This is a genomic window from Denitrobacterium sp. (assembly GCF_056180635.1).
Genome location: NZ_JAZZJS010000051.1, coordinates 1 through 19942 on the forward strand (window position 1 = coordinate 1; position 19942 = coordinate 19942).

General features: G+C 60.8%; 21 protein-coding genes and 1 tRNA gene. 11 read left to right on the top strand and 11 right to left on the bottom strand.

The genetic code is table 11. The features are described from left to right. Nucleotides 1-571: 571 nt before the first annotated feature. From AC04P6_RS04720 to AC04P6_RS04740, 5 genes are all read right to left on the bottom strand, one after another. Nucleotides 572-1885 (bottom strand): NCS2 family permease, encoded by a 1314-nt coding sequence (locus tag AC04P6_RS04720; RefSeq protein WP_475565451.1) that lies wholly within the window; start codon nt 1883-1885, stop codon nt 572-574. Between the two features lie 133 nt (nt 1886-2018). After that, nucleotides 2019-2294 (bottom strand): TM2 domain-containing protein, encoded by a 276-nt coding sequence (locus AC04P6_RS04725; RefSeq protein ID WP_475565452.1) that lies wholly within the window; start codon nt 2292-2294, stop codon nt 2019-2021. Continuing rightward, nucleotides 2287-3066 (bottom strand): TVP38/TMEM64 family protein, encoded by a 780-nt coding sequence (locus AC04P6_RS04730; protein ID WP_475565454.1) that lies wholly within the window; start codon nt 3064-3066, stop codon nt 2287-2289. The genes AC04P6_RS04725 and AC04P6_RS04730 overlap by 8 nt, the downstream gene beginning before the upstream one ends. A gap of 17 nt (nt 3067-3083) precedes the next feature. Beyond that, nucleotides 3084-3911 (bottom strand): PRC-barrel domain protein, encoded by an 828-nt coding sequence (locus AC04P6_RS04735; RefSeq protein ID WP_475565455.1) that lies wholly within the window; start codon nt 3909-3911, stop codon nt 3084-3086. A 67-nt stretch (nt 3912-3978) separates the two neighbouring features. Continuing rightward, the gene (locus tag AC04P6_RS04740; protein ID WP_475565456.1) at nt 3979-4515 is read right to left on the bottom strand and encodes a YtxH domain-containing protein; all 537 of its coding nucleotides are present in this window, start codon (nt 4513-4515) and stop codon (nt 3979-3981) included. Between the two features lie 189 nt (nt 4516-4704). Between AC04P6_RS04740 and AC04P6_RS04745 the strand changes: the two genes are divergently transcribed. Continuing rightward, nucleotides 4705-4962, top strand: coding sequence for a hypothetical protein (locus AC04P6_RS04745; RefSeq protein WP_475565457.1), 258 nt, complete (start codon nt 4705-4707; stop codon nt 4960-4962). Nucleotides 4963-4969: 7 nt separating this feature from the next. Further along, nucleotides 4970-5344, top strand: a complete 375-nt coding sequence (locus tag AC04P6_RS04750) for an EAL domain-containing protein (RefSeq protein ID WP_475565458.1) — start codon at nt 4970-4972, stop codon at nt 5342-5344. Nucleotides 5345-5794: 450 nt separating this feature from the next. Here AC04P6_RS04750 and AC04P6_RS04755 read toward each other — a convergent pair whose 3' ends face one another. After that, nucleotides 5795-6973 carry an MFS transporter gene (locus AC04P6_RS04755; protein ID WP_475565459.1) on the bottom strand — a complete coding sequence of 393 codons (1179 nt, stop codon included), beginning with the start codon at nt 6971-6973 and terminating at the stop codon, nt 5795-5797. 199 nt (nt 6974-7172) lie between these two features. On the opposite strand from AC04P6_RS04755, the gene AC04P6_RS04760 reads away from it, so the two are divergent. Continuing rightward, nucleotides 7173-7550 carry a PH domain-containing protein gene (locus tag AC04P6_RS04760; protein WP_475565460.1) on the top strand — a complete coding sequence of 126 codons (378 nt, stop codon included), beginning with the start codon at nt 7173-7175 and terminating at the stop codon, nt 7548-7550. Between the two features lie 192 nt (nt 7551-7742). Here AC04P6_RS04760 and AC04P6_RS04765 read toward each other — a convergent pair whose 3' ends face one another. Continuing rightward, on the bottom strand, nt 7743-8708 hold the full coding sequence (locus tag AC04P6_RS04765; protein WP_475565461.1) for a helix-turn-helix domain-containing protein: 966 nt from the start codon (nt 8706-8708) through the stop codon (nt 7743-7745). A gap of 253 nt (nt 8709-8961) precedes the next feature. Between AC04P6_RS04765 and AC04P6_RS04770 the strand changes: the two genes are divergently transcribed. Beyond that, on the top strand, nt 8962-9465 hold the full coding sequence (locus tag AC04P6_RS04770) for a magnetosome magnetite crystal formation protein family (RefSeq protein WP_475565462.1): 504 nt from the start codon (nt 8962-8964) through the stop codon (nt 9463-9465). Nucleotides 9466-9563: 98 nt separating this feature from the next. On the opposite strand, the gene AC04P6_RS04775 is transcribed toward AC04P6_RS04770, so the two are convergent. The 3 genes from AC04P6_RS04775 to serS form a co-directional block, all read right to left on the bottom strand. Further along, nucleotides 9564-10037: a cyanophycin synthetase family protein gene (locus tag AC04P6_RS04775; protein ID WP_475565463.1), complete on the bottom strand. Its 474-nt coding sequence runs from the start codon at nt 10035-10037 to the stop codon at nt 9564-9566. 11 nt (nt 10038-10048) lie between these two features. Continuing rightward, nucleotides 10049-10897 (bottom strand): hypothetical protein, encoded by an 849-nt coding sequence (locus AC04P6_RS04780; RefSeq protein ID WP_475565464.1) that lies wholly within the window; start codon nt 10895-10897, stop codon nt 10049-10051. A gap of 112 nt (nt 10898-11009) precedes the next feature. Next, nucleotides 11010-12293, bottom strand: coding sequence for a serine--tRNA ligase (serS, locus tag AC04P6_RS04785; protein ID WP_475565466.1), 1284 nt, complete (start codon nt 12291-12293; stop codon nt 11010-11012). A 146-nt stretch (nt 12294-12439) separates the two neighbouring features. On the opposite strand from serS, the gene AC04P6_RS04790 reads away from it, so the two are divergent. Together AC04P6_RS04790 and AC04P6_RS04795 are read left to right on the top strand one after the other, a co-directional pair. Then, nucleotides 12440-12628, top strand: a complete 189-nt coding sequence (locus tag AC04P6_RS04790) for a DUF6724 family protein (protein ID WP_475565467.1) — start codon at nt 12440-12442, stop codon at nt 12626-12628. A 175-nt stretch (nt 12629-12803) separates the two neighbouring features. Beyond that, on the top strand, nt 12804-13664 hold the full coding sequence (locus tag AC04P6_RS04795) for a pyridoxamine kinase (protein ID WP_475565468.1): 861 nt from the start codon (nt 12804-12806) through the stop codon (nt 13662-13664). A gap of 110 nt (nt 13665-13774) precedes the next feature. On the opposite strand, the gene AC04P6_RS04800 is transcribed toward AC04P6_RS04795, so the two are convergent. Then, a tRNA-Leu gene (locus tag AC04P6_RS04800) sits at nt 13775-13861 on the bottom strand. A gap of 148 nt (nt 13862-14009) precedes the next feature. On the opposite strand from AC04P6_RS04800, the gene AC04P6_RS04805 reads away from it, so the two are divergent. From AC04P6_RS04805 to AC04P6_RS04825, 5 genes are all read left to right on the top strand, one after another. Then, entirely contained in the window at nt 14010-15818 is a 1809-nt protein-coding gene (locus tag AC04P6_RS04805) for a serine/threonine-protein kinase (RefSeq protein WP_475565470.1), read from the top strand. Between the two features lie 131 nt (nt 15819-15949). After that, nucleotides 15950-17134, top strand: coding sequence for an FhaA domain-containing protein (locus tag AC04P6_RS04810; protein ID WP_475565472.1), 1185 nt, complete (start codon nt 15950-15952; stop codon nt 17132-17134). A 15-nt stretch (nt 17135-17149) separates the two neighbouring features. Continuing rightward, nucleotides 17150-17563 (top strand): FHA domain-containing protein, encoded by a 414-nt coding sequence (locus AC04P6_RS04815; protein ID WP_066663719.1) that lies wholly within the window; start codon nt 17150-17152, stop codon nt 17561-17563. Further along, on the top strand, nt 17563-18810 hold the full coding sequence (locus tag AC04P6_RS04820) for a Stp1/IreP family PP2C-type Ser/Thr phosphatase (RefSeq protein WP_475565473.1): 1248 nt from the start codon (nt 17563-17565) through the stop codon (nt 18808-18810). The genes AC04P6_RS04815 and AC04P6_RS04820 overlap by 1 nt, the downstream gene beginning before the upstream one ends. Continuing rightward, a partial coding sequence (locus AC04P6_RS04825) for an FtsW/RodA/SpoVE family cell cycle protein (protein WP_475565474.1) occupies nt 18810-19942 on the top strand: 1133 nt, incomplete at its 3' end. The genes AC04P6_RS04820 and AC04P6_RS04825, both read left to right, overlap by 1 nt.

Here is a 19942-nt window from a genome sequence, read left to right on the forward strand (position 1 = left end):
CCACGAGTGCAAGCGAGCGCGATAACCTGAAGCGCTTGGGCTGGAGGTACGAGGGCATCGGCTGGTACGGGCTGTAGCCCTTATCCCCCTTGGTCTATCCCGGGGCCAATCCGCGTCCCCCTGCAATCGGTGGTTGCGCTACAGCCCGTCCCATCCGTGCGGGACCTCTTGGAAACCGGGGGCCACTTGGGAGCTGTCGCACGGGCGGATGCGCTTCGCTGTCCGCCCTGCCGCGACTAGATTCCGCTCGCCGGGTCGTGAGGTCGCCGTACGGGTGCCCGCGCCCGTGAGGCGATTCCCGATCGAGAAAGCACGCCCCAAAGCGCGCGTTTCTGGGGGGGCAGAAGCGGATTGGGTAGCGCTGCGGGGCGGGGGATGCCCTTGGGGCACTCTGAAAGCAAACAAAAAGGCCCAGCTCAGCTGGGCCCGATTTTTCGCCTTGGGCGAAAAATCCAAGTATATGCATGAAGCAGCGAGCGCACGAGCGTAGGTTTCGGCCCGTGCGGGCCCAAACCCACGCGAGCAGCGGAGCGGGTGCCCCAAGGGCATACCCCGCCCCGCAGCGCGGACGCTAAATCATGAAGAATGCCACCAGGAACGCAGCCGACGTACCCCACATGAGCGGATGCACTTCCTTGAAGCGACCCATGGCGAACATCACGAAGCAGTAGAAGATGAAGCCGAAACCGATACCGTCGGTGATGGAGTAGGTCATGGGGATGCCAGCGATCGTCAGGAACGACGGGATGGCCATCGCGGGGTCCTTCCAATCGATATCCGCAATCGAGCTCATCATCAGATAACCAACGACCACCAGGGCACCGCAGGTAGCGGAGCTGGAAATCATGCCGATGATGGGAGCCAGGAACGCGCACAGCACGAAGCAGACGGCAACTACCACGTTGGAAAGGCCCGTACGAGCACCAGCGGCAGCACCGGCGGTAGATTCCGCGTAGCTCGTAATGGAGCTTGCGCCAATCCAGCCACCAACGGCAGCGGCGATGGAGTCGACAACCAGGATCTTGCGCAGGCCGATGATGCGGCCGTTATGCTCGGCGAAACCAGCCTTCTCGCCCACGGCGAACACGGTGCCGATGGTATCGAAGAAGTCGCTCATGATCATACTGAATACGAACATCAGCAGAACGGGCTCCAGGAACACCTGCAGAATGGCAATGGTGCCTTCAGGCGTAGTCTGAATAGGAGCAGCAAAAGCGCTGAAGTCCAGGCCGAAATTCCAATCGGTAGGCAGCACGGTAACGCCCAGCGGAATGCCCACGATCGTGGAAATGAGAATGGACCACATGAGGGCACCGCGTACCTTCAGCACGGTAAACCCGATGGCTAGCACGATCGACAGGATAGACACCACGGCCACAGGCTGGCGAATGCTACCCATGGTGATGAGCGAAGCGCTGCTATCCACGATAAGGCCGCCGCCCTTCAGGCCAATAAAGGCGATGAACAGGCCAATACCGATGCCGATGGCATGCTGCAGGCTGGTGGGAATGGCGTTCAGGATGGCCTCGCGCAGGCCAAACGCAACCAGCAGCAGAATGACCAGGCCTTCCAGCAGCACGCACGCCATGGCTACGCGCCAGTCGACGCCCGTACCCAAGCAGATGCTATATACAACAACAGCGTTCAGACCCATGCCCGTAGCCAGGGCAACGGGGCGGTTAGCAACAAGGCCCATGATCAGCGTCATGATAGCCGCACCGAAGCACGTAGCCGTGAGCGCCGCGTTAAACGACATACCCACCAGCTGCAGCATAGCCGGGTTGACGGCGACCACGTACGCCATGGTAAGAAACGTCGTCAGACCAGCTATAACCTCCGTTCGCACACTCGATCCACGAGCGGAAATCTTGAAGAACTCGTCCATTACCTAACCTTCCAAATTCAAGACTCTAAAAACGGAGAAATTATAGCCCTATTGCAACGGAAGGGAAACAATACGAGAGTGCGAAAGCAACGAGAATGCATCTGTGATTCTCGCAAGAACGAGTATGCGAAAGCTAAAACCACGCGCGACGTCCGGAAACGTACGTCGCGTTGAACTCTTCGGGAGAACGCATGAGGTAGATGACGCCCTCCACAAAACCGATAACGGCCATCGCCCCGGCGGAAATGCCGAAGCTCACAATGCCCAGCACGAGAGACATGCCCATCATCATGAGGCCCGCGCCGAAATACCCAAGGTAGAACTTGTGCAGCCCCAGGCAGCCACACAGCAGAGCGAGCACTCCCGCGACGATATGGCTCCTATGGATGGCGTAGCTTTGGTCACTCATCGGAATCGCCTCCGTTTCTGCGCTTTCCGCCCAACGCCATAATACGCTCGCGGAACAGAATGCCCAGCAGCGCCAGCACGCCCACAATGGCGAACACCACGATGCTCATGGCGAGATTGCCCTCGGCCAGGCCCGATGCCGCCAACGTGGACATCAGCACGCCCGGAATGCGCGCGAGCGTGGTAATGGCCAAATAGCGCCCCACCGGCATCTCGGTAAGGGGCACCAGGTACGTGAACACGTCTTTCGGCAAGCCGGGAATGAGGAACAGGATGAGCACCATGGCGTCGAGCCTGCCGCTTGCCTCGAACGCGCGGAAGCGGTCGAGATGCTTCGTGGGCACCATGTCTTCCACGAAGGGCTGGCCCAGCCGATGCACGATCTGGTAGATGATGCAGCTGGAAATGAAGCAGCCCACCAGGATGATAAGCGCTCCGAACCAGGGGCCGTAGAGCATGCCGGCGGCGATCTGAACCACCTCGCCGGGAATGAACGCCACGATGACCTGAAGCAACTGCATTGCAAGCAGAATGCACACGCCAAATGCGCCAGCATTCTGAACCTTGGCGATCACGCGCTCGAGGCCGCCCTCTTCGAACATCTCGCCAATGTAGGGCCAGACGGCGGCCACCGCCGCGATGGACACCACGAAGAACGCGAGCAAGCCCAACAGCTTGAAGACGTCGGACGTGGGAATAGAGCGGCCGAACAGGCGCACCTCGCCTCTATCCTGCGTTTTCTTCCCCTGCTTGCGCTTCGAATCGCGTCCCATAAACCCCAACTACTTCACTACTTGCTTTTCGGCGTGTCGTCGCTAACCGCCTTGTCGTACTCTTCCTTGAAAGCGGAGAACATGCCCTTCGCGCGCGTGAGCTGGCGCCCCGTAAGGAACGCGCCCTTGTTCACCGCATCGCCCGTGGCCTTCGCGGCCTTCTTCGCAGCGGGCTTGGCAGCTTCCGCCACCTCGCGAATCTTCTCCTGCGCGATGGCCGCCTGCTCACCGGCCGTCTGGGCCAGCCCTCCCTCGCTTTCAAGATTGAAGATATCATCCGAAACGAGAATAGCGCCGGTCTGCGCATCGTCTTCATCGGGTTCGCCCACCTGCTGCTGCGTGGCAACAGCCACGCCTCCCAGCCCCAGGCGGAATCCGCGAATCATCTTCGAGGGAATGACGGTGCGACCCAAAAGCGCTGCGTCAAGCGTGCCCTTATCGGGGCGCAAGGCGACAATCTTACCGCTAGACTGCAGGAACTCGATATCGCCAACGGTGCCGCACGGCTTGCCGCCCACCGTGAGGATGGGCATGCGCTCCCAGATGGTGCAGCGATCCCAGTCGAGGCCGAGGCGCTTGATGGCCGGACGGCCGCACGCGTATTTGTCCTCGTCGTGGATGCGGATGCGCCCATCTTCCATCTCGAAGCCATCGAGCGCCACGAATTCGTCCTTGCGGCGGAACATGAGCGCCAGGTCGGGACGCTTCACCAGGAAGCCCACGCAGCGCTTCTCGGTTGGATGGAATACGAAATAGCGCACCTTGCCAACGTACTTGGTGCCGGTTTTCCCACCCACGACACGCGTGCCGGAAAGCGCTTTGGTGCTATACGTTCTTGCCGCCATGCGGACCCCCAGACAATCGCAAAGCGGCACCCCCGTAGAGGTGCCGCTTCAGAAGAAACGCTACAAACTACTCTTCGGAAGAGCCTTCGATTTTCGCCTGATCTGCCTCTTCGGCATCGGCGGCTTCGGCGTTGGCAACTTCGGCTTCCGCCTCGATGGGCTCGGCGGGAGCTTCGGCTTCCTTGGCCTCTTCAGCATTCTTGGCCACCTGCGCCGCAATGCGTGCGCGGGCTGCGTCGATCTTCTCGCGCAGCTCGTCGTTGCGCTCGGTGAAAACGGGCTTCACGTTGCCCGTTGCCGTGCGCATGCGATCGGAAACGTCGTTGATGGCGCCCTGGGCCGCTTCAGAAGCCTGGCCGTACACGGTGCGAGCGCTTGCGCTGGCATTGTCGTACGCAGCCTGGCCCTTCACCTTCACGTCGGCGTAAATCTGCTGACCGCGAGCCTGAGCTTCTGCTCCGAACTGCTGAGCGTTGCCCCAAACATCGGTGGCCTTATCCGCCACCAGAGCGCGCGTTTCCACGCCCGGACGCGGAGCGTACAGCAACGCGAACGCTGCTCCGATGCCTGCACCTGCTACAAACCATCCGAATTTACCACTCATTGCTGCCTCCTATTCACCGATGCACGGTCGCAGTGCCAATGTAGCGCCTCAAGGGCTTTCAGCCATTATAGAATACTCTTCGCAGATGAGACCCGAGGTTTACAAGTCGTAACGAACGATTGGGACCGCAAAGATAGCCTTTATCCCACAGGCGTGCGAAACACCCGCGAGCGCAATATAATTTTCAGTATGGGCATTGCAGAAGAAACAGCTCCTTCCCTTTCGCCCTACCTCACCAAGATAGGCGCTTGGGCATTCTCGATTGGCTGCAGCATCGGCTGGGGCTCGTTCGTCGTGACCTCAAGCGGCTACCTGCGCCAGGCCGGCGTATGGGGCAGTTCGCTCGGGCTTATCCTGGGCGCCATGCGCGCGATGATCGCAATGGCGCTCCTCTTTTCGGTGGGCATTGCGGGAACGTTCGTGGCCAGCCTATTCGCGCTGGATTGACCCCTCGATGGGCTTCCTCTCGCCCGCGCAGTTCATCCCCGTGCTCGAGGAAGCGGGACTGCTTTACAAGGTCGACATGCACATGATCGAGTGCGTAATCGAGGATTTCGCGCGCAAGCGGAACAAGGGCATGCCCATCGTCCCCGTTTCGGTGAACATCTCCATGGACGACCCGAAGAAATTCGACGTCGTCGAGGAGATTTCCAAACGCGCGGACAACGCAGGCGTCGACCATTCGCTGCTGCACATCGAGTTCACCGAATCGGCTGCGAAATCCTACAAGGCTACTTCTTCGCGAAGCCCATGTCGCTACCCGACATCGAGGCGTGGTACCGCGAGCGCTCCTAGGCCTGTCCAATTTGCAGGACAGGCAAAGCGGTGAATTGCCGTACAATCACTAAACGTACAGCAGGGGATTCAACTTGGCTGCAGCCAGCCAAAGCATCATGAGACCCCTGCATTCCGACAAGAAAATGGCGGGTCGTAGCACAAGGAGCAGTGCCCTTGAACACGAGGAGATCCACGTGCAGATCGTGGCGCCCGCCCCAGCTCAGGCAACTACTTAACTTCGTTCCTCAAACCTGCGACGATAGCTTCATTCACCTCTCGGCGCATTGAGCCAAACGCACAGACCATGGCCCAAGAGCGCGAGGCTCGTAAAATCAAGCCGCAGGAAAGTGGTAGCAAGTTTTGGAGCAGTTTCATCCTGACTGGCAATCAAACATGTAGCTGTCGCTGTCGAGCACGTACAAGTTTTGGAGCAGCACCACCTTGCCTGGAGGACGGCCCAAACCCAGCACCCCGTCAACGGAAAAGCAAAACGCCCGCAGCCCTACTCCCCCTTCAGGCGCGCATCCACCTTAATGGCGGCAAACGCCGCGATTAGCGAAAGCACGAAAAACGCCGCGAGCACGGCAAGAGCTGCTTGCATACCCCACTGCTCGGCCATGAAACCAGTAAGCGCCGTAAACGCGAAACCGCCCACACCCGTCGCCGCCGTGATCATGCCCGTTGCCGTGGCCGTGCGCTTCCCCGCAAACGGTACCATCATGGCAAGCACGCTGGGGTAAATCGCCCCGCTAGCCAGACCCAAAGGCACAACGAGCAGCATAACGATCCAGCTGCTGGAAGAAAGCGCGATTGCGCCCGCAATGCAGGGAATGGCGATAATCGATGCCACGAGAATCTTTTTCGCATGATGCGAGAAACGACCCACCAGCAGGCGCGACGGAATCATGACGGCCCAGTACAACGATAGCGCCATCTTGCCCGTGGAGGCATTGAACGTCTCCTCGAACAGCGTATCGACGAAGAACGCGAAGCCATTCTCGAACCCCACGTAGATGCACATAATCACGCAGAGCAGCAGAATGCCGCCCACGATAAAACGCCCCACCGACACGCGCTCTTCCGTGGCAATGGGTTCCTCGCGCGGGGCGTCGCCTGCCTTGGCGATACCCACAAGGGCAATAATCGTGCCTACTCCCAGGAACACGAACAGCGCGCGCCAGCCCACGCCCAAATCGAGGAGGGCCGTAACGGCAAGCGGGGCGACAACGGCCCCAAGCGCGTACATCGAGGTAATGTAGCCAATCTTGCGCTTGCCCGTACGCGGATATGCATCGGCCAACGTGGCTATAGCCGTGAACTGCATGGTGCTCGTGGTAAGGCCCAGCAGGAACATACTACCCACGAAGAAATCGCTTCGCCGCGTAACCAGCACCAACACCGCCGCAACAAGTTGCACCGCAAGCACGATCTTCATGCTCTTCCCCTTGCCCACGCGGTCGACCCAAGCACCCAGCAGCAACGGAGCCAGCATATCGGCAAGAAGCTCCACGGCCGCAAAAAGGCCCATCGACGTGGTAAGCAAGTCGTATTCCTGCCCAATGCTCCACAGGCTTGCCTGGTAGCCGCCCGATTCGAAGCCATTAACGAAAATAATCAGGAATAGAACGACGCAAAGGATATCCCAATGCGCCCTGCGTGCGATAGCGCGTTCGTCTTGCATAGCGGACCCCCTAACCCGGCTAGCATTGCACTCCATGGTAGCAGGTTTTCCCACCGCGCCACTTGCATCTATCTTTTGCGACCGAACTGATGCTGTCCGAAAATGCGGACAGGTTCCCACGTAAAATGACGTATCATCTACTCGTACGCTGCGCGAGACAAAAGCGCACAGTGAAATCACCGAAACAAAAGGAACAGCCATGACAACCGAACTGCAGCATTTCAGCGAATGGACCTTCTTCCAGGAAGTGCAGCCCACGCAGGAAATTCTAGACATGCTCGTCGCGGGCGAGAACGCCTGCGCCGCCTTCAAAACGATTCGCGACGTCGCCGTATTCACCACTCATCGTCTTATCGTGCGCGACTCGCAGGGCCTTACCGGCAAGAAGGTCGAAACGTATTCCCTGCCCTGGAAAGCCGTGAACATGTGGTCCGTCGAAAACGCCGGCATGCTCGACCTCAACTCCGAGGTAGAACTCTGGACGCGCGCCGGCCACATCAAGATCAACCTCAAGAGGGGTGCCGACGTCAACCGCATCAACGGCCTGCTCTCGGCATTCGTCCTCTCTTCTTCCTAATCTCTTTGCCGCTTTCAGCCCCTACCAGCCCACGGCTCCTTTCTAACAACACCAAGGGGCTTTAGGCGCTTCATATGCAACGAACCGCGCTTCAGTGGGCTGGGCGCGGTTCGTTGCTATTCTGGCTATTCAATTGTCGGCGAAGGCGGACGCCCGGCATGAAGCCGGAATACACTCGCCCACCCCAAACCATTACTGCTTTGCAGCGTCCTTCAGGGCGATAGAGGTAATGCCGCACGCGATGCCGCCGATCACCCACGACATCCAGAAGTACGAGCAAATGGTAGCAGCCGCAACATTGCCGCAATCGGCCGCCGCCTTCGACCCGAACAGCATGAGCAACGCGATGGCCGTGGCCACGAGCATGATAATGCCGCAGATGCGATCGGAACGAGGATTTTCCCGCTGGCGCATCTCCTCGGCGCATTCCTTGTTGTACTTGTCGACGTCCATCATGCCGTGCACGATGCCGCCGCGAATAAGGCACCACACGCCTGCAGCAATAAGGAAGAACATTCCCGCAGCGCCAACGTCCTCGAAACGCTCATTCGACGAGGCGCCGAAGAACGAAACCAGAACCACGCCCAGCAGAATGAGCACGATGCCAACGGTGAGATAACGTGCAAAGCTGCGCTGCTCGGCATTCTTCTGCTCCGCCGTGTAGAAGTCCTCCACGAACGGATGCGCCTTGGCGAACGCAGCGTACTCCACACTCGCGGGCAGGATAAAGATAAGGCCCGCAGCAACGAACAAAATGACAGACGCCGGAACGAACGCATCCTCCATCCAGCCTTCGAGGAACGTGCCGGCAAGCACGGCCAGGGCCACGCCCACGATAATGAGCGCCACGCCCGTGGCAATGGCAAGCGAGAACTTGCGCATCAGGGCATCGTAGCCACACACGTCTTCCGCCGGCATGCCCTCGGGAATCACTTCGCTCGGGTTCACCGAGCGCTCGGAAAGATCACCCGACACGAGTTCGTCGAGCGTGCAATCGAAGATGTCGGCCATCCTCATGAGCTTATCGACCTCGGGCGTGGACTGCCCGCCCTCCCACTTCGCCACCGACTGACGCGACACGCCCAGCAGCATGGCGAGCTGCTCCTGCGTCATATTGCGCTGCTGGCGCAGGTGCAGCAGATTATCCCTGAAATTCACTTTGGTCTCCTTCGCGAGTTATTACGTACTTCGTTGCGCGCATCCCACACAATGCGGTTGCGACTGCGAAAGCACTACCAACTATGCTTATCAAATTCCCCGTTTCTAGGCAACCATCAGTTGCAATCCCAGTTCAGAAGGCATTTTCAAAATTCGGATTAGTACGCTGTGCCATGTCCACGCAACGCGGCAACGTGATACCCTATCTACGCAGAGCCACAGGGCTCACCACGTATCGAGAAAAGGATCACACATGTTTTGTCCTAATTGCGGCAGCCAGATTCCCGAAAACAGCGCCTTCTGCGGCTCGTGCGGCAAGGCCGTGAACCAGCAGAACGCCCAGAAGGCCCCCGAGCCTCCCGCACAGGAAAACACCACGCAGGGCACGTACGAGCAGCCGCAGCAGCCCCCGTATGCACAACCTACCTACCAGCCCTCTTCCGCCGGCCAGAAGGTCTACGCGGAAACCACCGGCGTTTCGCGTGCGCTGGGCATGAGCGTGTATTGGGGCCTTCTTCCCCTCATCTTCGCAGGCGCAGTAGCCAACAAGGATAACGACCCGTTCGTCAAGCATCATCTGAACCAGGCGCTGGTCATCCTCATCGGCTCGATCATCGCCGGCCTTCTGTGGATTGTCCTCATCGGCTGGATCATTGGCATCTTCCTGTTCGTCATGACCATCATGGGCACCGTGCAGGCCTACAACAGCGAAATGACCGAGCTGCCCCTCATCGGCAAGATCAAGATCATCAAGTAGCCCAACGGCCATACGCTACAAAGAAGGCGTCGCCAGCACATCGCTGACGACGCCTTTTGCATGCGCTCACGCGAAAACTCGCGTTGATAAACGAACTACTACGCTCCCACGATCAGGCCATTGATGAAATTGGCGGCATCGCGGAACGCCGCGAACGACTCGATGTCATTCAGCATGGAAACCTGCACGCGCGCCACGCCACGCTCCTCGTCGAGCCATTCGGTCACGCCCGCGAACACGTAGTCGGAACGCTCGGTGCGCTGAGTGAGCAGATCGATGGTGACATGCTCGAGCAAGTGCGGCAGCGGCGTGCGCTCGATGGCGCTCGCAAACGTATCGCCGTTTTCGTTCACGCAGGAATGGTGGGCCAAGCTGGGCATTTTCTGCAACGCACGCTGCGCCATTCCAGGCGTGGTGTAACGCAGGGCCGGACTTACGCGCACCCTGCAGACCATACGGTCGGAACGCACGGTAATGTGGTCAATCACGAGGGGAAGGCCAGCCACGGCATGCTTGCCGCGCGTCTGCACGCTACCCTGCTCCTGAGCCAGTTCCTGTTGCATCTCTTCCATGAATCCTCTTTCTAGCTAACGCGTGTGAGCACCGTGATGCCCGCATCAGGCGTTTCCGTAAGCGCCGGGTCTGCCACGACGCCCAGAATAACCAGCCAATCCGTCGTACCGCCGTCTTCGATTACCAATTGGGAACGGTCGGCATTGAAATGGTATGCTGCGCTGCCCTGGGCATTGGCGTACGTAAACGTGATCGTCTTCGCCTGGGTGTCGATGGTGTAGGCATACGACACGGTATCGGTAAGTTGCATCTGGCCCTCGTCGATAACGAGCGCCGCACCATCCTGCGAAATCCAATTGCCCTGGATATCGGCAGCGTCGTCGTAGCGGTACCAAATATCCCAAACGCAATACGCCACCGCGGCGCCCACGGCAATGACCAGCGCGAGCACGACCGCAATGATAATCTTAGTCTTCTTCGAGACCTTCCCCGCCAGCAAGCGCGGGCGCTTCGACGGGGCGGCGCTTTCCTTGGCATCCTCCCCTTCGGATACGCCATTCGCGTCATCCTTCAAGGCACTCTCACGCGACGAGCGCATCTGGGCCGCACGGGCACGCGCGTTCACCGTGGAACGACGGTGCACCTGCTTGGCACCGTCACCCGAGCTGGGCTCCATTCCCGCCAGAAACGCGGGCGCTTCGGGAGCGGGCGCATCCAGCAGGCTGGGAGCAGCGGACGCTACGGAACGCGAAGCCCCCGATGCGGATGTACGCCCCTTTCCAGCCGACCAGGGGCCACTCGCCGCAGAGGGAGCGGGTGCGCTTGGCTGAACTACGGGCTTGGCAGCAGCCGCAGACGATTCGCTCGCAGGAGCCTTCGCGACGCGCGGCTTCGGCTTCGCCTTCGACGATGCGCGCACACTGGGCCTAGCATGCGCACGCGCAGAAGTTTCCTCCTGCGCGCTTGCGGTAACCTGCTCGGCATTTTGCTCTTTCGCCTTCGTCCTACGACGGGGCGTGGGCTTCTTTTGGCTATTCCGGCTCAATGACCGTGACTCCACCCATGTAGGGCACCAGGGCTTCGGGCACGGTGATGGTGCCGTCGGCGTTCTGATAGTTCTCCATGATGGCGGCCATGGTACGACCAACGGCCAGACCCGAGCCATTCAGCGTGTTCACGTAACGCGTGCCCTTGAAGTTCTCGGGGTCACGGTACTTGATGTGAGCGCGACGCGCCTGGAAATCGCCGCAGCAGCTGCACGAGCTGATTTCCTTGTAATCGTTATAGCTAGGCAGCCAGACTTCCAGGTCGTACGTCTTGGCGGCGGAGAAGCCCAGGTCGCCCGTGCACAGCGTGATAACGCGGTACGGCAGGCCCAGCTGCTGGAGGATGTATTCGGCTTCCTCGGTGAGGCTTTCGAGCTCGTCGTAGGCCTCTTCGGGCTTGGCGAACTTCACCATTTCGACCTTGTCGAACTGATGCAGGCGAATGAGGCCACGCGTATCGCGACCGGCGCTGCCAGCTTCCTCGCGGAAGCAGTTCGTGAAAGCGGTGTAGCGCAGGGGCAGTTCGGATGCCTCGAGCACTTCGCCCGCATGGATGTTGGTGAGGGGCACTTCAGCCGTGGGGATGAGATAGAGGCTCTCGTCCTTGGTCTTGAAGAGGTCTTCCTCGAACTTGGGGAGCTGGCCGGTGCCCGTCATGGTTTCGCGGGTAACCAGGCTGGGGCACCACCATTCCTTGAAGCCGCGGCTGGCATGCGTGTTGGCCATGAAGTTGATGAGGGCGCGCTCGAGACGAGCACCCATGCCACCCAGCAGCACGAAGCGACTACCGGAAAGCTTGGTGGCGCGCTCGAAGTCGATCATGCCCAGGTCGGTGCCAAGGTCCCAATGGGCCTTGTACTCGAAATCGAACTCACGCGGGGTGCCCCAACGGCGCACCTCGGGATTTTCCGTTTCGTCCTTGCCCACGGGCGTGGTTTCGTGCGGAATATTGGGAACGCTCATGAGCAGCGTCTGCACCGCTTCCTCGGCCTCGCGGTGAGCCTCGGCCAGAACGTCGAGGCGCTCGTTGATTTCGCGCACCTTGGCCTTGGCTTCCTCGGCTTCGTCCTTCTTGCCCTGGCCCATGAGCGCACCAATGTTCTTCGACATGGCATTGCGCTCGGCCTGCAGGGCCTCCTCTTCCGTGATGACCGCGCGACGCTTTTCGTCAAGCTCACTGAAACGTGAAGAATCCCAGGGGAAGTTGCGGTTCTTCATCGCAGTAGCGACAAGTTCTGGGTTTTCTCTTACGAAACGTGCGTCGAGCATGATGCCTCCTGCTAGAGCTGATACTTTCACATTCCCGACGGTTTTGGATTTGCGACAAAGCACCGTGAAAACCGCTGGGCTAATGCGATGGAATAGTATACTCTATTCGGCAACTATCCTTTGAAACTACAACGTAAGAGGCATGCATGGATTTCGAGGCCGTTTATCATTTTCTTTTCGAGTCGTACGCCGGCTTGGGCGTGCTGTTCGCAGCTACCATCGTCATCTGCCTCATTGCCTGCGTCATCATGGAGCGCCGCACGCGCCAGATCTACAAGAATCACGAGAAGTCGGAAGACGATTGGAGCTTCTTCGACGACGATGACGAAGAGTAGCCTCTCCTCCACCTTTCCTCCCCGGCATTCCGGATTTTTCCCTTTCGCCTTCGAGCTGCATAACACCACATATGTAGTCAGTTTGCACGGGACCGAGAATACGCCCATTTACATTGCCTGCTTTAGTGCGCTGAAGTAGAATGTGCGAAATCACACCTTGGAGGAAGGAATTACCTTGAACAAGCCGCTTTACCAGCGCGAGGGGGCGTACATCCCCCGCATCGCAGCCATCCACGACCTGTGCGGATACGGCAAGTGCTCGCTCGGCGTGGCAATCCCCGTGCTCTCGGCCGCGGGCTGCGACGTCTGCCCCGTTCCCACGGGCCTGTTCAGCAGCCATACGGCATTCCCCGGATGGTACATGCATGACACCACCGAAATCATGGAAGACTACCTGAACGCCTGGAAGGGCATCAGCGTCGACATCGACGCCGTGTACTCTGGCTTCCTGGGCGCTCCCGAGCAGGTCGACCGCATCCGCGACGTATACGAAACCTACCCGAACGCCATCCGCGTGGTAGACCCCGTTATGGCCGACCACGGCAAGGTGTACCCCACCTACACGCCGGAACTCTGCCAGGCCATGAGCGAGCTGGCCGCGGGCGCCGACATCCTCACGCCGAACCTCACCGAGGCCGCCATCATCCTGGGCATCGAGTGGCCCGGCGCCGACATCTCCGAAGACACCGTCCATCGCATGATTGACGGCCTGCGCGAGAAGGGTGCCAAAAACGTCGTGCTCAAGGGCATCGACCATGGCGACGGCAAGATTCACAACTACGTGGAGGGCGAGTCGGTGGAATTCACCGTCACCGAAAACGAACTGCTGCCCTACATGCTGCACGGCACCGGCGACCTGTTCGCCTCGAGCCTGATGGCAGCCGTTATGGCCGGCCGCGACGTTGCGGAAGCCACGCGCTTCGCCAGCGACTTCGTGGTGCGCGCCATGAAGGTCACCAGCCACCAGCCCGATTTCCAGAATCGCGGCGTGAGCTTCGAGCCGCTGCTGGGCGAAATCGCAAGCCTGCTGCAGTAGCGCCGAACGCCACCAACCACGAAGGGGCTAACGCACGTTTGCGTTAGCCCCTTTTTGCGCGACCTGGCGCTGAAAAACAAAAACGGCGACCCGAAGGCCGCCAATCATTTTGGTGCGGGTGAAAGGACTTGAACCTTCATGGGGTTGCCCCCATACGGACCTGAACCGTACGCGTCTGCCAATTCCGCCACACCCGCATGGTGCTTCGTTCACTTACCGTGAACAGGCAAGGAAGAATACTAGCGTACGCCGCCGCCCTTGGCAAGCACTAAAAACAAGTTATTATGACCTGGTACACATTTTTCGCACGATTACGAATAAACGCACCGCAAACGAAGGAACCACGTGGCCGAACGCGATCTTATACTCAACCGCTACAAACCGCTGGGCGAAGCAGGGCGCGGCGGCTTCGGCACCGTTGAAGTGGCCTTCGACACGCGCATCAAACGTCGCGTGGCAGTGAAGAGCATGCAAATCGACCAGCGCATTCTGGCGGCAGCCGAAGACGGCAACGCCTCCTCCCTGCTCGACCCCGACAGCGCCCAAGCTGCTGCAAGCAAGATTCCGGGGCTCGAGGAAGCGCGCACGGCCGCCATGCTACAAGACCCGAATATCGTGGGCATCATCGACTTCGAGGCGCAGGACGGCACCGCGTATCTCATCATGGAATACGTCGATGGCATCACGCTCACGCGCCTGCTCGACGAATTCCCCGATGAACTCACGCCCGACGTCATGGCCGCCATCTTCCAAGACGTGGCCCACGCACTTCAAACGGCGCACGACAACCAGGTGCTCCACCTCGACATCAAGCCCGATAACGTGCTCATCAACCATCAAGGGCAGGTGAAGGTAGCCGACTTCGGCCTCGCGAAGCTGTCCGATGCGGAGGGCTTTTCGAAGGCAGGCGGCGGCACCATCGGTTACATGCCGCTCGAGCAGATGCGATTGGAACCGCTCGACGAGCGATGCGACGAATGGGCGCTCGCCGCGCTCGCATATGAGATGATCGCCGGGGAAAATCCGTTCTTCGCCCCCGACCTCAAGCGCGCGCAAACGGCCATCGAAGAAGCGGAACTCGTGCTGCCGTCGCTTTGCATCGGCGGGCTTTCCCCCGAAGCCGATGACATTCTGTTCACCGCACTCGACCCCGAACGCGACGAACGCTACGACTCCGTAGAGGAATTCGCCGAGGAATTCCTACCCCATCTGGGCTCGGCTCGCGCAGGCCACAAGCAGCTCGCGCGCATCGTCGACGAAGCATGCGAAGACACCGGAGAGGCACGCCAAGCCGCGCACCCCAGCCAACCCCTTTCCGAGCGCCTGCAGGAAACAACCCGTCGTGCGCTCTATCGCGCCTGGTCGGGCGCGGGGGCAGGCCTACTCGCCCTTGCCGCGGCCGCGAACATGACGGCCACCGGCGGCGTAACCTCCCCACTCTTCTGGGGAATCATCGCGTTCGCCATCGCCATGGGCGCCATCTTGCCCAGCGTTGGCATTGCCTTCGCGGCATGCCTATTCGGCGGCGCGCTCGTAGCCGGGAACGCAGCGGGCCCCGGGCTCCTGCTCATCGGACTGGCCCTTGCCTGGTGGGCCGCAAGCGGACACGGTCCCATCGGACAGCGTTCCGCGGAAGACGAATCGCGCTCGCAGGTACTCGCCGCTGGCGCTTCCGCGGCATGCATCCCCGCAGGCGGCGCCTTGGGATGCGGAGCGCTCGCGCCCCTCATCGCCGGATTGAACCTACGCGCACGCGACGCGCTTGCCACCACGGCGTTCGCGTTCGCCTGCGCGCTGTTCCTGGCGGCGCTGGGCAGCTCGTCCCTTTCATTCTGGAATCCCGCCGCGTTCTGGACGGGAGTCGACGGCGGCTACACGGGAAGGCTGGGGCTTCTGCTCGCGAACCCCGCCACCTGGATCGAAGGGGCCACGTGGCTTGTGGCGGCGCTTGTTGTTTCGGGCCTTTCATCTCGCGAAACGCGCGCATGGTACATGACGGGCACGATTGCGGCCTGCGTCATCCTAGCGGCGGGCAGCTGCCTTGCGGCATGGGTGGCAAGCGGGCAGACGACGTTCGTTCCCGAACTCACCAAATGCCTGGGCATAGCGGCATCCTGCGCCGTTGCGCTTTTCGCAGCTTGGATCAAGGAATAGCCGCTGAAGTGCGCCCACCCATCAGCGCGCGGGCGTGAATGTTGCATCGAAAATAGCCCCATGGGGCCCTTTTGTGGCAAGATAGTCTCCGTATACTAAGTACCCAGTAACGAAGCATACAAGGAGTACCCATGGGCATATTCTCGCGATTCGAAGGCCACGTGGAAGACGGCCTGGAAGGCGCTGCGAACAAGATGTTCGACGCCCCGATCTCTCCTGTTCAAATAGCGAAAAAGGCCGAAAAGGCAATGCGCCGCGAAAAGATGGTGGGCGCCGGGCGCCAATACGCCCCCACGCTCTACACCATCCTGGTGAACCCCGACGACGACCAGCGCCTCTTCGGCTACTACCCCACCCTGGCGGGCGAAACCGAAACGTATCTCGCCGCTAAGGCGAACGAAAACGGCCTGGTCATGGATGGCCAGCCGCTCGTGCGCTTCATCGTCGACGAGGAACTGCGCCACGGCAAGTTCGACGTCATCGCCGAAATGGTTTCCGCGCCCATCATCTCGCAGCTGCGCCAGGAGGAAATGGCGCGCTACGGCCTGGCGGGCGGCCCGCAGATGGGCGGCTACGCGCCCCAGCAGGCATATGCTCCGCAGCGCGGCCCCCAAGTAGGCTACGACCAGTACCAGCAGCCCCAGCAGGCATACGCTCCCGCCGGTGGCGGCTACGCGGCCGAAGCGCCCATGGCGCAGCCGCAGCGCAAGGAGCCGCTTCCCTACGTTCCCGAAGAGGAAATCGACCGCTCCATCGACTACGGCGAATACACGTTCAACAGCCAGGACTTCGAAAACTACGAGGAAAACGGCGCCGCGTACGCACCTTCCGCGCAAGGTCGCGACGGCTACGGACGCCGCACCTCGCAGCCACTCGACCCGGCATTCGCCGGCGGCTACCCCGAGGAAGACAAGTTCGCGGGCTTCGGTGCCGCACCTGCCGCCGCACCCGCTCCGGCACCCCAGAGGCAAACGCCCATGCAGGCTCCCGCCACGCGCACGTTCAACGAGGGTTCGCCCGCCGCAGCCGTCTATCCGGCACGCCTGGTGAACACGGCCACGGGCCGCACCTACGCACTCACCGTGTCGCGCATGGTCATGGGCCGCAGCAGCGCTTGCGGCGTAGTCGTCGACGACATCAACGCCAGCCGCAACCATGCGGAATTCACCTGCGATGGCAACGGCGTCTGGACCATCACCGACCTTGGCAGCACTAATGGCACGTATGTAAACGGTCAGCGCATCAGCTCGCAGCCGCTCTATGAGGGCGACCGCATTTCCCTGGGCATGACCGACCTCATGTTCACGCAGAACTAAACGAAGGGATTACCCTTGATCAACGTGACTCTGCTCGTCGGGCGCCTTCTTTTCGTGGCGCTCCTGTATCTGTTCCTGTTCGCCATCATGAAAACGGGCATTGGCCTGGTGCGCGGACAGCGCAAGAAGGAGAAATCCTGGACCATCGCCGTCGAGCGCGGCCCGAAGGAACTGCGCGGCGTGCAAATCGCCGTGCACGGCCCCGTTATCGTGGGACGCAACCCCGGAGCCGACATCGTCATCGGCGCAGGTTACGTATCGGGTCGCCACGCACGCTTCACGCTCATGGGCCAGAACCTGTTCGTGGAAGACCTGGGCAGCACCAACGGCACCACGGTAAACGGGCATCGCATCTTCGAGCCCACCGCGCTACGCGATAAGGACACCGTCACCATTGGCGACGTGGTAATGAGGGCGAGGTTCGCATAATGGCGGCCGCACGTACCCAGGCGCAGGTCAGGCGCGCACCCTCCGCGAAATTCGGCAGCCGCACCGACATCGGCTGCGTCCGCGAGCACAACGAGGACAGCCTTATCGTAGCGCCGCCGCTCTACGCCGTTGCCGACGGCATGGGTGGCCACGCGGCAGGCGAGGTAGCCAGCGAAGTGGCGGTGCGTACGCTCGCCAAGCACGCACCCAGCGAAGCCGACACGGAAGCGCTGGGCAACGCCGTCGTCACCGCAAACTACGCGGTTATCAACGCAGCTCAGGAAAAGGGCCGCTCGGGCATGGGCACCACCATGACCGCCGCCGTGCTGCGCGGCGAGCGCCTGGCTATCGCGCAAGTGGGCGATAGCCGCGCCTATCTGCTCCACCAGGGAAAGATGCAGCAGCTCACACGCGACCATAGCCTGATGGCCGACATGATCGAAGCGGGCGAGATCACGCCCGAGGAAGCTCGCGTGCACCCCAAGCGATCCATCATCACGCGCGCGCTGGGCAGCGACCCAACCATGCAGCCCGACCTCTACGAGCTCGACGTATGCACGGGCGATCGCCTGCTGCTCTGCTCCGACGGCCTTACGGGCATGCTGGAAGACGAGGAAATCGAGACGATCCTCATGCGCACGCGCGACCCGCAACGTTGCGCCAGCATCCTGGTGAACGAAGCCATCGCCGCAGGTGGGCAAGATAACATCACCGTCGTGGTGGTAGACGTGGAGGGCAACGAGGAAGCGCGCGTGAAGAAGACGCGCCGCCGCGGCCGCGTATGGGCGGTCATCATCGTGCTCGCCATCATCGCCACGGTGCTGGGCATCTGCTACGGCGCCTACCATTACAGCCAGACGTGCGCCTACCTTTCCGCACAAGATGGGAAAGTGGCTGTTTACCAGGGCGTCCCCGATTCCATTTTGGGCATGGAGCTATCACATCTCGACCACGTGACCGACGTGTCCATCAGCGATTTGGAACCCGGCGTGGCAAATCGCCTCTCCGAAGGCATCATCCGCGTCGACAACCTCGAGAAGGCCAACCAGCTGGTAAGCACGTACCAGGAATACATCGACGAGGCGAAGGCCTCTTCTGCGTCTTCCTCCTCTTCCGAAAGCACCAACGAGGCAACCGAAAGCGAAACCCAGAACGCATCAGCCGCCGCATCTGGGGAAACCGGCAGCTCCTCCGAAGGCTCGCAGGGCGCAAGCGAAAACGCAACCTCCCAGCAGGGGGCTAACTAATGACACGCCGCAATACCGAACTTCTCCTGCTGCTCATCGCGGCGCCTATCGTCATCCTGCTGTACGCCATGATTGTCATGAACGAGGGCCAGCAGCTCAGCGTGGAAACGCTCGGCGTGCCCCTGGGCATTTTCGCCAGCTTCGCCGTGGCGCATCTGGCGGTGCGCAAATGGGCGAACGGGGCCGACCCGGCCATCCTTCCCATCGCGTTCGCGCTTTCCGGCATTGGCATCGCCTTCATCACGCGCCTTGCGCCCGATATGGCAATTCGCCAGGTCATGTGGCTGTTCCTGGGCATCGTGTGCATGATTGGCGTGCTCGTGTTCATGAAGAACATCGACCGCACGGCCAACTACAAGTACACCCTCATGCTATTTGGCATCCTGCTGCTGCTCTCGCCGCTTCTTCCGGGCATCGGCACCGAGATTTCAGGCAGCCGCATCTGGCTATCGCTGGGCTCATTCAGCTTCCAGCCTGGTGAAATCGCCAAGATCCTCATCGTGCTCTTCCTGGCCGGCTACCTTGCCGCGAACCGCGAAATGCTCTCGATCTTCACGCTGCGCCTGGGGCCGGTGCGCCTCCCCGATATCCGCACGCTCCTGCCCATGCTGCTGGTATGGGGCCTGGCGCTCATCGTGGTCGTATTCGAGAAAGACCTCGGCAGCGCCCTGGTCGTCTTCTTCGTGTTCCTTGTCATGCTCTACGCGGCAACGGGAAAGCGCGTCTACATCGCCGTCGCCATCGTGCTCCTGGCTGTGGGCGGCGTATTCGCCTACAGCGCCTTCTCGCACGTGCAGATCCGCGTGAGCACGTGGCTCAACCCCTTCGCCGACGCGCAGGGCACGGGCTACCAGCTCTGCCAGGCCATTTACTCCATGGCCGACGGCGGCATCTTTGGCGTGGGCATCGGCAATGGCCTGTGCGACAAGATCCCCGTCGTGGAAAGCGACTACATCTTTGCCGCCATCTGCGAGGAAACGGGCCTGCTGGGCGCCGCAGGCGTGCTGCTGCTCTTCGTGGCGTTCGCCGTACGCGGCATCGTTACCGCAGCGCGCGCGAAGAGCGACGTGAGCTCGTTCATCGCCGTGGGCCTTACCGCCTCCATCGTGCTGCAGGCCTTCATCATCGTGGG